Origin of the sequence: Arthrobacter sp. Helios (assembly GCF_023167125.1) — a bacterium.
GTDB lineage: Bacteria > Actinomycetota > Actinomycetes > Actinomycetales > Micrococcaceae > Arthrobacter_B > Arthrobacter_B luteolus.
Window position 1 is genome coordinate 1,328,281 of the sequence record NZ_CP095402.1, and the last position, 13,239, is coordinate 1,341,519.

Sequence of the window (13,239 nt, forward strand, 5' to 3'; positions counted from 1 at the left end):
TTTCCGCGACCTACCGTGCCGCGGAAAAGGCTTCCCAGAACCGTCCGGACGTTGAGCTTCCGGAAATTTCGGAAGAAGCGCAGGCCCGGTTCCGGGCCTCCGATCCGCGAACGCCGGGACAATCTCCGGAACACCAGGAACGCTAGGAAAACACCGAAACAGCTGGTGCGGCTGCCCGGCAGGGAAACCTGCCGGGCAGCCGAATTTGTTTGCGGAGGACGGCAGAACCGGCGTCGACCGGCGACCTGGCCGGACGCCGGTGCTAGCCTTCATCTACTACGACCATCCCTCATAGGGACACCCACGGCCATGAGTGGCCATTTTGTTTCCGTTTCACGCTCCCAAGGAGCAGCAATGAACTTCTTCGAAGTCCTATGGTCAATCATCGCGGTGTTCTTCCTCTTCGCCTATCTCATGCTGCTGTTCCAGATCTTCGCGGACATTTTCCGCGACGACAGCATGAACGGGTGGCTGAAGGCAGTCTGGATTTTCTTCCTGCTGTTTGTTCCCTATCTGACGGCCCTGGTCTATGTCATTGCGAGGGGGAAGGGCATGGCGGCCAGGAGTGTCCGCAGGGCACACGAGGCAGAAGAGCAGACGGCCCAGTACATCCGCCACACAGCAGGTACCCAGAGTCCCGCCGAACAGATCAGTTCCGCCAAGTCCATGCTGGATGAGGGGCTGATCACCAACGACGAGTTCGGCCGGCTCAAGGCCAAAGCCCTGGCCTGAACAGCCGGGTCCGCGGAACCCGGCACCGAATGGTGCCCCGGGTTAGGCGGACGCCGGCTCAGCGGGCGGGGCCGGGGGAGGCGAATTCGCCGGCGGGGCGGGAGACGACGGCGGGCTGGGTGGCACCGGCGGTACGGTAAGCGGATCGACAGCCGCTTTCCGCCTGCCGAGCACCTCGAGGACAACAATCAAACCCACCAACACGACGGCGATTCCAAGGGTGGTTCCGGCGGTCAGTCCGGGCAGGAACAGGAGCAGAACGAGAAGCCCTGCCGCAACTCCCTGGCACCAGCGCTGGTGACGCAGCATCCAGGGCTCCCAACGGGCGGGGTGCCCGGCTGCATAAAGCACCAGCACCGCCAGCAGGCCAAGCACCAGCACCGTGCGAAGCGCTGCGGCAAGCGGGCCCAGGAACGCATTGCTGAGGGCTCCGGCTGCGTCCGGGGATACAGCACTGCCCGTCAGCTCCTGGATCCCCATCTGCTGGATGATTCGCAGTGCCAGCACAAGAACAAGGGCCGCCGCGGCGCTGGCCACGGCAATGACAAGGCCGGCACGCAGGCGACGGCCCGCCGGAGCCAGCAGTACGGCCGCAGCAGCAAACACCAGGGCGGCCCAAGGCAGAATAGCCGCCACCCGTTCCAGAGCAGCCAGCGCAGAGAGCGCCGTAGCGAGACCCGGCGCATGGAAGACAGTGAAATCCCTGCCGGCGTCGTCGGGAATCGCCGACGCCGCGGACACTCCCTTGGCCAGCAGCCGGGATTTCACCTCGCTGATCATCGGTGTGGTGGAGATGGTGACGTCACCGTTCGGGGCAATGGAGGCGGCGCCGCCCGGGTCGTCATTGACGGCCCGGACCAGCGCCTCGTGCGCGGTCCTGTTCGCATCTACCCAGAGGTTGGCGAACGCTTCGCTGGAGACCGCTTTCGTTACCGTGTTGTCGATCAGGGCATTGGTGCGGTCAGCGATAACCGGGCCCAGTGCGGCGCCGAGCGCCTGGGCCGCGCGTGAATCGTCAAGGTTGGAGAGTGCGTCGTCGACCGTGGTACTGATGTCCAGCCGCTCCGTGATCTGGTCTCCAAGCTGCTGGGAGAGGTCCGCCTGAACGGCGGGGTCCTGGATCACCGGCCCGATGGTATCCACGTACCGGTCGGTGTTGCTTACCAGGCTTGCTGCGTAACCCGCAGTCACTGCGGCCACAAGCAGCAGGGCGCTGAGCACACCCAAGACAGCGGACACGATTCTCCGCCATCTGGGTGGAGAGGCGGCCGGCTGTTCAGCCCGAGGGGCCTCGATGCGTGTACTGGGTGCCATGTCAGGCCTTCCGCCGCGCGGTTCTTTCCTGCTGACAGGGTAGGCCGGAGACGGCACACTACCAACAGCCGGAGGCATAATGCCGGTGCAGGCCGCCGAGCTCATCCTTGGGCTGTCCGTGGTGGGGAGGCGGTGTCAGCGGCGGGCACGCACGGCCCCGAAGCGTCGAAGCAAGGTGCTTCCCATTGCCGGGGCAAACCGGTCACCGGTCTCCGGGTCCCGGTCCTGCCGGACCGGGGGATAGAGACGGTCCGCCTCTGCCCGTTTGCGGGCTTCCAGCTCCGGGAGCCGGCGGGCAAGGGAGCCGGTGGCGGTGGGAATTTCCAGGCGTGAATCAATGTCATCAGCGCCCACAAAGGTCCAGCCGCTGCCGAGTTCAATCAGCGACTGGTGTTTGACGTCGTAGTATCCCGGCTTGATCCCCAGGGCGACCCCCCGCGCGCCCGCAGCCGCTGCCAGCAGGTGGAAGTGGAACCGGGTGGTTAGCCACTCCTGTTGAGATGACAGCGGAAGCCCGTGCTGCCAGAGGTGGGAAAATGGAATGAACCGGTCCCCGGCGATCAGATCTGACAGCAGTGCGAAGGCTGCGTGATCAACACCCGGAATACCCTCCACATAGCTGACCCGCTTCCCCTGGCTGATTGCATGCTCGATCACCGGACGAGCACCCGCGACAGTCTTATGAAACGTTTCTGCATCGGTCATATCACTTTGGATACAAACAAAAAGTCCCTCTGCTCCATGAGTATCCCGGCGCATTTCCCTGTTCGTCCCAAGGAATGCGTCGTCTATTCCCAGCGGAACGCCGAAACTCGCGGAACTCGCGTTATCACGCACTGATATATGGTCAAATTCTGCGAACAGGGCAGTGGGATCGGCCAGGCCTTCGGGCAGCGGCATCAGGCCTTGTCCGGTGGCATACAGCCGGGCACCGGTCAGCTCCTTCACGGCCCTCATCCCGTCGGCCAGAGCGGAGTGGTGAGGCCAGACACCGTTGAGGTAGCCACCGCCGATCAAGTGCAGCGACTGCGCTTCCCGCAGCTGCAGCAGCCCCAGATCGTAGGCAGGAGAGCCGAGATTGGCCACGAGGCCGCGGACACGTCCGCCGATCTCCCCGGCCGGCAGATGGGCCGACTCGAGAACCGCGCGCCACATCGTATTCGTGACATTCAGGTTGGGGTGCAGCCCCTGAAAGAGCGCCGCCGCGGATCCAGGCTGTGGGCAGTCCAGCCACACCTGTGCATCCGGTGCCGTCTCGTTCAAATACCTCAGCCATGCCGCGGTGATGAATTCGTCGCCATAATTGGGGTGGCCTGAAGCTCCGATCAAATAATAAACTGGATACCTCATAAGTCCAGATTAGCTTGAAACCGCTGATATTTCGTCCAGCGTCCCTGAGGTGAAATTCACGCTTAGGGGCGTATCATTCCCAGCAGCCGGTTGAAGATGGTTTCGCCGTCGTCGGCAATACCGTCGTGGTGGAAGTCGGCGCTTTCCCAGACCCGGAGTCCGGCGACCGCGGCGGCAGTCTCAAGGGAGAGGCCGCGGTCAACGTAAATGTCGTTGGTGTAGACGGCAGCAGCAGCCGGCACCGTGTTGCGGGCAAGCTGTTCCGTGTCGTAGAGGGCCGGCCAGCCGGACATCCCGGCCAGTAGATGCGCGGTGCCCTTCAAAGGGCGCAGCGCTGGATCCTCATCGAAGTACCACGGGTACACCATCTCACCGGTGTAGAGCGGTTCGGGCGCTTCGGGACGAAACTCCGGCCAGTCCTGCAGCACCCGCCACGCCGCCCAGTTTGTGGCCCCGCCCTGGCCGTAGATCGATTCATGCATCAGGGCGTAGAGGGGGTTCGCGGAACGGTCCGCTAATTGCCAGACGCCGGCAAGGAATGTGTCAGAGAGCCGTTCGCCGGAGGGCGTGGAAACGAAGGCTTCTTCAAGCAGGTGGTGAAGTCCGTCCATGCGGGTGTTGCCGCCCAGGAACGATCCGGCCATCTGGAAACGCCGCACCGTGAGCCGCTGACCGTCAGGCAGGAACTCCGGAACGGCCTCCAGATGCCGGGCGATCCGGGTGGTGAGTTCCCGGTCTGCGGGGTACTTGGCAAAATACTCCCTGTTCCGGGCCGCCGTCCGCGCGAACGTGGCTTGGTACACGCGGTCAGCCGGGCCGGTCAGCGGGGCCAGCCCGCCGGTGATCAGGACCTCCTTCAGCCCCTCGGGGGCAAAGGAGAGATACGTCAGGGCGCAGAATCCGCCGTAGGACTGGCCGTAGATGCTCCACGGCCCGGAGCTCAGGGCCGTGCGGATCAGCTCGGCGTCCCGGACAATGGAGTCGGCCCGGAAATGCCGCAGATACTCCGCCTGGGCCGCGTCGTCTCCACGGCCGGCCAGAGTCTGCCGGTTCGCCGGAGTGGACAGGCCGGTGCCGCGCTGGTCCAGCATCAGGATGCGGAACCGCCGGGTGGCGGCCTTGGTCCAGCCACCGAACTGCAGCAGTCTGCTGCCCTTTCCGCCAGGACCGCCCTGCAGGTAGAGCAGCCAGGGGAGTTCATCGGCGCCGGCGACCTCGGGATCGGAATATTCGCGGGCAAACACGGTGATGTGTTCACCGTCCGGCCAGGAATGGTCCAGGGGAACGCTGAACCTGTGTTCCACCACCCGCATGCCGCGGACGGCGACGGGCTCCGACGCCGTGTGCGGGATGCTCACAGCGAACGTGTCTGGCCGGCTTCAGCAGCACCGAATTCGTTCAGGGCCCCGCCGGTCAGCCGGTACGTGGTCCATTCGTCCATCGGCTCCGCGCCGAGGGATTTGTAGAACTGGATGGAAGGCTCGTTCCAGTTCAGCACGCACCATTCGACCCGGGCGTACCCGCGGTCGACGGCTAGCTGCGCCAGGCTGCGCAGGAGCGCCTTTCCGTAACCGCGGCCGCGGCCCTCGGGACGTACGTAGAGGTCCTCGAGCCAAATACCGTGGACCCCCTCCCAGGTGGAGTAGTTCAGGAACCAGAGCGCGAAACCCTGGACAGCCCCGTTGTCCTCCAGCACGTGCGCAAACACGGCCGGGTGCTCGCCGAACAGGTGCTGCTCCAGGGCCTCCGGTGTGTTCCGGACGGCGTCTGGTTCCTTCTCGTAAATGGCGAGCTCATGAATGAGCTCGAGGATTACGGGAACGTCTGCTTTGCGTGCGGGCCGGATCAACATGGAATCCAGCCTAGTCCAGACGCCCGGCATGGATCACGCGGATGACGGGGCTGCCTGCTTCGTCCGAGGCGGCAAGGTCCACTTCGGCCGTGATGCCCCAGTCCAGATGCCCGGCCGGGTCTTTGAAGATCTGGCGCACTTCCCACTTGCCCGGCAGTTCCTTGATGATCAGCAGCTGCGGGCCGCGTGCATCGGGGCCGTCGTCAATGTCCTCGTGTTCCTCGAAGTAGGCATCCAGCACATCCGCCCAGCGGTCCGCGTCCCAGCCGGATCCGGCGTCGAGCATGCCCAGCGCGGCGTCGTCCTCATCAGCGAACAGTTTCACCCGCTGGAACATTTCGTTGCGGACCATCACGCGGAAGGCGCGGGTGTTGCCGGTGAGCTTTTCCGGGGCAGGGGGCAGCACGGGTTCACTGCCCGCGGAGGAATCAATCCCGGCGGCGAGTTCTTCCCATTCGTCCAGCAGGGAGGAGTCGGTCTGACGGACCAGTTCCCCAAGCCACTCAATGATGTCTGACAGGTCCTCCCGGAGCGCTTCGGGCGGAACGGTCTGCAGCAACGCCTTGTAGCAGTCGGCCAGGTAGCGCAGCACCACACCCTCGGAGCGGGCCAGCGAGTAAAACGCGACATACTCGCCGAAACTCATGGCCCGCTCATACATGTCCCGGACAATCGACTTCGGAGTCAGCTCGAAGTCGCCCAGCCAGGGAGCGCCGCTGCGGTAAACCTCGAAGGACTGGAAGAGGAGTTCGGCGAGCGGCTGCGGGTAGGTGACTTCCTCCAGCAGGGCCATCCGCTGGTCGTACTCGATGCCCTCCGACTTCATGGCCGCGATGGCCTCTCCGCGCGCTTTCTTTTCCTGCGCGGAGAGCACCTGGCGCGGTTTCTCCAGCGTGGCTTCGATAACCGAGACGACGTCCAGGGCGTAGGACGGGCTCTCCGGGTCGAGGATCTCCAACGCCGCCATGGCGAAGGGGGAGAGCGGCTGGTTGAGCGCGAAGTTCGGCTGGAGGTGCACCTTGAGCCGGACCTGGCGGCCATCGGAATCCGGGACGGGCAGCTTCTCCACGATTCCGGCGGTCTTGAGTTCGCGGTAGATCCCCAGCGCCTTGCGCATGAGTTTCAGCTGCGAGGACCTGGTCTCGTGGTTATTGGTGAGCAGGTGCTTCGCAGCGCGGAACGGGTCGCCGGGGCGCTCCAGGAGGTTCAGCAGCATGGCGTGCGTGACATTGAAGCTGGAGGTCAGCGGCTCCGGGGTGCCCTCCACCAGCTTGGTGAAGGTGGGCTCGCCCCAGGACACAAAACCGGCCTGCGGCTTTTTCTTGGCAACCTGCCGCAGCTTCTTCTGGTCATCGCCGAATTTCGCCTTCGCCTTGGCCATCGCCTTGGCGTTCTCGATGACGTGCTCCGGTGCCTGGACGACGACGGTGCCTGCCGTGTCATAGCCGGCCCGGCCGGCCCGGCCGGCAATCTGGTGGAATTCCCGGACGTTCAGCGGGCGGGTGCGCACGCCGTCGTACTTGGACAGGGCAGTGATCAGGACGGTGCGGATCGGCACGTTGATGCCGACTCCGAGGGTGTCGGTGCCGCAGATCACCTTCAGCAGCCCGGCCTGCGCCAGCTGTTCAACGAGCCGGCGGTACTTTGGCAGCATGCCGGCATGGTGCACGCCGATGCCGTGCCGGACCAGCCGGTTCAGGGTTTTGCCGAAGCCGGGGGCGAAGCGGAATCCGGCGATCAGGTCGGCGATCCTGTCCTTTTCCTCCCGCGTGCACACGTTGATGCTCATCAGCGCCTGGGCGCGGTCGATTGCCTCGATCTGGCTGAAGTGGACCACGTAGACCGGGACCTGCTTGGTCGCCAGCAGCTCTTCAAGGGACTCCTGGACCGGAGTCTCCACGTAGTAGTAGTGCAGCGGGATGGGCCGCTCCACGGAGGAGACCGTGACGGTGTCCCGGTTGGTCAGCTCGGAGAGGTCCGTGGCGATCCTGGTCATGTCGCCCAGGGTGGCGGACATCAGCAGGAACTGGGTCTGCGGCAGCTCCAGCAGCGGAACCTGCCAGGCCCAGCCGCGCTGCGGGTCGGAGTAGAAGTGGAACTCGTCCATGATCACGGTTCCGACGTCGGCGTCGGGCCCCTCGCGCAGGGCGATGTTCGCCAGGATCTCCGCGGTGCAGCAGATGATCGGGGCGTCCTTGTTGACCGAAGAGTCGCCGGTGACCATTCCGACGTTCTCCGCACCGAAGATGTCGCAGAGCGCGAAGAACTTTTCGGAAACCAGCGCCTTGATGGGGGCGGTGTAGTAGCTGCGCTCATCCAGTGCCATGGCGTAGAAGTGCGCGGCGATCGCGACCATGGACTTCCCGGACCCGGTGGGCGTAGCCAGGATGACGTTGTGGCCGGAGACCAGCTCCATCACGGCCTCGTCCTGGGCCTGGTACAGGGACATGCCGCGGCTCTCCACCCATTCCAGGAAGGAAGTGTAAAGCTCGTCGGGATCGACGGTGCGGGTGGCGGAGGGACCGGAAGGCAGCTGTTCAAGTAGTTTCATCTCCCTACCAGCCTAGCGGTGCGCGGGAAAGCCGCGTTGTGCGCCGCCAGGTGCCGGCCCAGGCAGCCGCCGTTCCCTGGCCGCCGTGCCTGCTACGCTCGCGGCATGAAATGGGATCCGGCAAAGTACACGCAGTTCTCCGCCCACAGAGACCGGCCGTTCTTCGACCTGGTGGCCAGGATCGGCGCCGACAACCCTGACTGGGCCGTTGATCTGGGCTGCGGGACCGGGGCGTTGACCGCCGTCCTGGCTGACCGGTGGCCGGGCGCTTCAGTCACCGGCCTGGATTCCTCCCCCGAGATGGTGCGCCAGGCGCGTACCCTGGCAGGCGGCCAGCCGCAGCTCTCCTTCCACGAGGGGAACATCGAGGATTGGGAGCCGCGGCCGGGCCCCGGAGTGCTGGTCTCCAACGCGGCCCTGCAGTGGGTTCCCGGACATGAAGAGCTGCTGCAGCGCTGGGCAAAGGAACTCGATCCCGGTTCCTGGATCGCTGTGCAGGTGCCCGGCAACTTCGGCGGCCTCTCCCACGTCCTGATGCGTGAACTGGCCGGCTCGCCGCGCTGGCGTCCCGCGCTCGCCGGCGTACTGAGGGGTGAGGACTCCGTGGCCGAACCGGAGCGGTACCTCGAGCTGCTCGTCGACGCCGGGTTTGTTCCCGATGTCTGGGAAACCAGTTACCTGCAGGTGCTTACCGGGGAAGATCCGGTGTTGGACTGGGTCCGGGGCACAGCGCTGCGCCCGGTGATGGCTGCGCTGCCCGCAGGAGAGTACACGGAATTTGAAGCCGAGTACGGCCGGCTGCTTCGGACTGCCTATCCGGCAAGGCCATGGGGCACCGTTTTTCCGTTCCGCCGGATCTTCCTGGTCGCGCACAAGGCTTAGCAGGACGTCCTGACCGAAGCAGCATGCGGCCTGCTACCAGCCGCGTTCCTTCCACTCGGCCAGATGGGGGCGTTCGGCACCGAGGGTCGTTCCGGCTCCGTGGCCCGGATGGACCACCGTGTCATCCGGAAGGTATTCGAAGATACGTTCGAATACGTCGGCGAACAGGGAACTGAACCGCTGCGGGTCCTTTTGCGTATTGCCGAGGCCTCCGGGGAAAAGCGAGTCGCCGGTGAACAGGTGCGCCGGTCCGTCCGGATCCCGGTAGAGCAGGGCCACGGAGCCGGGGGTGTGTCCGCGCAGGCTGATCACTTCCAGATCAAAACCGTCGAAGTCCAGCACGTCACCGTGGGCCAGCGGCACATCGGTCGGCACCGGAATCTCCGGGATGTCCTCAGCCCCCGCCGCCGTGCGGGCTCCTGTGGCTGCAACGGCGTCGGCGAGCGCCTGAACATGGTCCGGATGGCTGTGGGTGGTGATGATCATCCGGACGGCTGCCTCCGCAGGCCCGCCGTACAGATCGTCCGCCCCGTTGTCCAGCAGAGCCTGGATGCGTGGAAAATCATCCGCGGCGTCAATCAGGACCTGGGTGCCCGAGTTCTTTGCCGTGAGGACGTAGACGTTGTTGTCCATGGAACCAACGGACGCGCTTCTGATCGAGACGTTCTTCGTATCCAACATGCGGCCCAGTCTAAACGGCCGCCAGCGCGCCCGGGGTGCACCCGGTGACCGTGTCAGAGGGACCCTTGCCCGGCCTCGGGGAACGGGCGTAGTTTCGGATGGTGCCGGCGGACCGCCCGGCAGCTCCGGGAGGATAAGTGCTCGTTCGGCTCGTTCGTGAAAACCTGGCCCCGTTCAAGGGCGCCGTTGCCGCCGTCGTCGTCCTGCAGTTCCTGCAGACCGCCGCGACCCTGTTCCTGCCCACCCTCAACGCGGACATCATTGACCGCGGAGTGGTGCAGGGAGACACCGGGACCATCCTCTCCATCGGCGCCTGGATGCTGGCGGTGACGGCCGTGCAGGTGGTGTGTTCGGTCGCTGCCACCTACTACTCTGCGCGCACCGCCATGCGGGTGGGCCGGAATGTGCGTGACGCCCTCTTTACCAACGTGCAGACATTCTCCGGCCGGGAGGTGGGCGTTTTCGGTGCGCCGTCGCTGATTACCCGCACCACCAATGACGTGCAGCAGGTGCAGATGTCCCTGCTGCTCACCATGACCATGATGGTTTCGGCCCCGATCATGGGGGTGGGCGGGGTGCTGCTGGCCCTGAACCAGGACATTCCACTCTCCGGCATCCTGCTGCTGATCCTGCCGGTGCTGTTTGTCATCATCATCCTGATCCTGCGCCGCCTGGTACCGCTGTTCCGGCGGGCACAGCGCCAGATCGACCGGGTCAACGGAGTGCTTCGGGAACAGATCATGGGTATCGCGGTGATCCGTGCGTTTGTCCGGGAACGTACCGAGGAACAGCGGTTCGAAGGCGCCAACTCCGACCTCACCGGCACGCAGCTGCGGGTGGCCCAGTACCTGGCACTGCTTTTCCCCGCAGCGATGCTCGTCGCGAACACCGCCACCGTCGCCGTGGTGTGGTTCGGTGCCTTCCGGATCGATGCCGGGCAGATGCAGATCGGCGCACTGACCGCCTTCATCGCGTACATCATGCAGATCCTGATGGCCGTGATGATGTCCATGTTCATGATCATGATGCTTCCCCGCGCCGCGGTCTGCGCCGAACGGATCTATGAGGTGCTCGATACGCGCACCAGCGTCCGCGACGCACCGGACGCCCGTCCGCTGGCGTTCGACGGCGGCCGCCTCCAGTTCCAGGCGGTGGGCTTCACCTATCCGGGGGCCGAGGCTCCGGTGCTGCAGGGGATCAGCTTCGAGGCACTGCCCGGGCAGACGACGGCGATCATCGGTTCCACGGGTGCCGGGAAATCCACCCTGCTCAACCTCATTCCCCGGCTCCTGGACCCCAGCGCCGGCAGTATCAGCGTTGATGGCCAGGACACGGCCGCCGTCACCCTGGACTCCCTGCGCGGCGGAATCGGCCTGGTCCCGCAGCGGGCGCACCTCTTCTCCGGCACCATCGCGTCCAACCTGCGCTTCGGCAGGCCCGAAGCCACGGACGAGGAACTCTGGCAGGCACTCGACATCGCCCAGGCCGCAGATTTTGTGCGGGCGGCCGAGGGAGGGCTGGACCACGCCGTGGAACAGGGCGGCACCAACTTCTCCGGCGGACAGCGGCAGCGGCTGGCCATCGCCCGCGCACTCGTGGTCCAGCCGGCCATCTACCTCTTCGACGACAGCTTCTCCGCGCTGGATTTCGCCACGGATGCCAGGCTCCGGGCAGCGTTGAAGGAACGGACCGCCCATGCGACCGTACTGGTAGTGGCGCAGCGGGTGAACACGATCACCGACGCCGCCCGGATCATCGTCCTGGAGGAGGGACGGATCGCCGGGACCGGCAGCCATGCGGAACTGATGGAGACCAGTCCCACTTACCGCGAGATCGTCGAATCCCAGCTCACTCCTGAGGAGGCACTGTGAGTATGCCGGGCCGCGGCGCTCCGGCCGCTAAACCTGCCAACTTCGCCTCCTCCGCAGGCCGGCTGCTCCGGCTGCTGTCACCGGATACCTGGCGGGTTGCCGCTGTGGCAGTCTGCGCCGTCGTCTCCGTGGCGCTCGCGGTCACCGCACCCAAGGTGCTGGGAGACGCGACGAACGTCATTTTCGACGGCGTGATCGGTGCGTCGCTGGCCCCCGGGGTGCCCAAGGACGTACAGGTGGAGGCCCTGCGTGCCTCGGGGGAGAACCAACTCGCGGACATGCTGGCAGCCATGGACGCCGTGCCGGGGGAGGGGATCAACTTCAGCGCCCTCGGAGGGCTGCTGCTGGGAGTGCTGGCCATCTACCTGGCGTCCTTCTTTTTCGGCTGGGCCCAGGCACGGGTGACCGCACGGATCGTGCAGGGCGCCATGTACCGGCTGCGGCGGGACGTGGACGCCAAGCTCTTCCGCCTGCCGATGTCCCACTTCCAGCGGGAGTCCCGGGGCGACGTGCTCAGCCGCGTCACCAACGACATCGACAACCTGGCCCAGACCCTGTCGCAGAGCATCACCCAGGTGATTACCTCGGTGCTGACCATCCTGGGCGTACTGGGCATGATGCTGTGGATTTCCCCGCTGCTGGCGCTGATAGCCGTCGCTACGGTTCCGGTCTCCGCCCTGGTGACTGTCCTGATCGCCCGGCGCTCGCAGGTGCAGTTCAAGGCACAGTGGAAGACCACCGGCGAGGTGAACGGCTACATCGAGGAGATGTTCACCGGCCAGGATGTAGTGAAAGCCTTCGGCCAGCAGGAACGGGTGGTGGCCGGTTTCGCCCCGGCTAATGACCAGCTGTACTCCGCGACCTTCCGGGCCCAGTTCGTCTCCGGCATCATCATGCCGGTCATGATGTTCATTTCGAACCTGAACTATGTGGCGGTCGCCGTGGTGGGCGGCATCCAGGTGGCCGGCGGTGCGCTGTCCATCGGCGGTGTGCAGGCGTTTGTGCAGTACAGCCGGCAGTTCTCCCAGCCGCTGGGGCAGCTGGGCGGCCTGATCAACATGCTCCAGTCCGGCGTCGCCTCCGCTGAACGCGTCTTCGCGCTCCTCGATTCCAAGGAGGAAAGCCCCGATCCAGACCATCCGGTGGTGCTGCAAAAGGTGCGCGGCGACGTGGCGTTCCGCCGGGTTTCCTTCTCCTACACCCCGGAAGCCCCGCTGATCCGGGACCTCTCCTTCGACGCCAAACCCGGGCAGACGGTGGCGATCGTCGGTCCTACGGGGGCAGGCAAAACCACCCTTGTGAACCTGCTGATGCGCTTTTATGACATCGATTCCGGGGACATTACGATCGACGGCGTCAGCATCATGGATATGCGCCGGGAGGACCTGCGCAGTTGTATTGGCATGGTCCTCCAGGACGCCTGGCTGTTCGAAGGCACGATCCGCGAGAACCTTTCCTATGGGGCCCCGGACGCCACGGAGGAACAGGTCATCGAGGCGGCGAAGGCCACCCATGTGGACCACTTCGTCCGGTCGCTGCCGGAGGGCTACGACACGGTCCTCACCGCGGAGGGCGGTTCCCTGAGCCAGGGGCAGCGGCAGCTGATCACGATCGCCCGGGCCTGGCTGGCTAATCCCGCGATCCTGGTGCTGGACGAAGCAACCAGCTCGGTGGACACACGCACCGAAATCGCCATCCGGCAGGCCATGAACGCCCTGCGCCAGGCCCGCACCTCCTTCGTGATCGCCCACCGCCTCTCCACGATCCGGGACGCGGATATCATCCTGGCCGTCCGGGACGGCCGGATTGTGGAGCAGGGAACCCATGCGGCCCTGCTGGAGGCAGGGGGTTTCTATTCCGGGCTCTACCAATCCCAGTTCAGTGAACCCGCCACGGCAGCCGAACCACCGGACTAGCCTTGCCAGTCCTTGGCCGGGCCCGCACATGGCAAGATTGAGGGGACTTCCCGACCTGCCGGGTAAACCCCGGCAGCACAACAGAAAGCG

Annotated in this window: 10 protein-coding genes; 4 read left to right on the top strand and 6 right to left on the bottom strand. The window is 65.3% G+C overall.

The features are described from left to right. Nucleotides 1–354 precede the first annotated feature (354 nt). Nucleotides 355–732, top strand: coding sequence for an SHOCT domain-containing protein (locus ArtHe_RS05890; RefSeq protein ID WP_248319165.1), 378 nt, complete (start codon nucleotides 355–357; stop codon nucleotides 730–732). Nucleotides 733–774: 42 nt separating this feature from the next. Here the strand turns inward: ArtHe_RS05890 and ArtHe_RS05895 are convergent, their stop codons facing one another. From ArtHe_RS05895 to ArtHe_RS05915, 5 genes are all read right to left on the bottom strand, one after another. Next, entirely contained in the window at nucleotides 775–1,971 is a 1,197-nt protein-coding gene (locus ArtHe_RS05895; RefSeq protein WP_248319166.1) for a hypothetical protein, read from the bottom strand. Nucleotides 1,972–2,181: 210 nt separating this feature from the next. Then, on the bottom strand, nucleotides 2,182–3,396 hold the full coding sequence (locus ArtHe_RS05900) for a polysaccharide pyruvyl transferase family protein (protein ID WP_282568715.1): 1,215 nt from the start codon (nucleotides 3,394–3,396) through the stop codon (nucleotides 2,182–2,184). A 62-nt stretch (nucleotides 3,397–3,458) separates the two neighbouring features. Next, nucleotides 3,459–4,709 (bottom strand): alpha/beta fold hydrolase, encoded by a 1,251-nt coding sequence (locus ArtHe_RS05905; RefSeq protein ID WP_248319688.1) that lies wholly within the window; start codon nucleotides 4,707–4,709, stop codon nucleotides 3,459–3,461. 41 nt (nucleotides 4,710–4,750) lie between these two features. Continuing rightward, entirely contained in the window at nucleotides 4,751–5,248 is a 498-nt protein-coding gene (locus ArtHe_RS05910) for a GNAT family N-acetyltransferase (protein ID WP_248319168.1), read from the bottom strand. A 10-nt stretch (nucleotides 5,249–5,258) separates the two neighbouring features. Continuing rightward, the gene (locus ArtHe_RS05915; RefSeq protein WP_248319169.1) at nucleotides 5,259–7,799 is read right to left on the bottom strand and encodes a DEAD/DEAH box helicase; all 2,541 of its coding nucleotides are present in this window, start codon (nucleotides 7,797–7,799) and stop codon (nucleotides 5,259–5,261) included. Between the two features lie 105 nt (nucleotides 7,800–7,904). Here ArtHe_RS05915 and ArtHe_RS05920 point away from each other — a divergent pair, with 105 nt between their 5' ends. Then, a complete protein-coding gene (locus ArtHe_RS05920; protein ID WP_248319170.1) occupies nucleotides 7,905–8,681 on the top strand; it encodes a trans-aconitate 2-methyltransferase in 777 nt (258 codons plus the stop codon). Between the two features lie 33 nt (nucleotides 8,682–8,714). On the opposite strand, the gene ArtHe_RS05925 is transcribed toward ArtHe_RS05920, so the two are convergent. Beyond that, nucleotides 8,715–9,362, bottom strand: a complete 648-nt coding sequence (locus ArtHe_RS05925; RefSeq protein ID WP_248319171.1) for an MBL fold metallo-hydrolase — start codon at nucleotides 9,360–9,362, stop codon at nucleotides 8,715–8,717. A 137-nt stretch (nucleotides 9,363–9,499) separates the two neighbouring features. Between ArtHe_RS05925 and ArtHe_RS05930 the strand changes: the two genes are divergently transcribed. Both ArtHe_RS05930 and ArtHe_RS05935 read left to right on the top strand, forming a co-directional pair. Next, nucleotides 9,500–11,233 carry an ABC transporter ATP-binding protein gene (locus ArtHe_RS05930; RefSeq protein WP_248319172.1) on the top strand — a complete coding sequence of 578 codons (1,734 nt, stop codon included), beginning with the start codon at nucleotides 9,500–9,502 and terminating at the stop codon, nucleotides 11,231–11,233. A 2-nt stretch (nucleotides 11,234–11,235) separates the two neighbouring features. After that, nucleotides 11,236–13,149 (top strand): ABC transporter ATP-binding protein, encoded by a 1,914-nt coding sequence (locus ArtHe_RS05935; protein ID WP_248319689.1) that lies wholly within the window; start codon nucleotides 11,236–11,238, stop codon nucleotides 13,147–13,149. The last annotated feature ends 90 nt before the right edge of the window (nucleotides 13,150–13,239 follow it).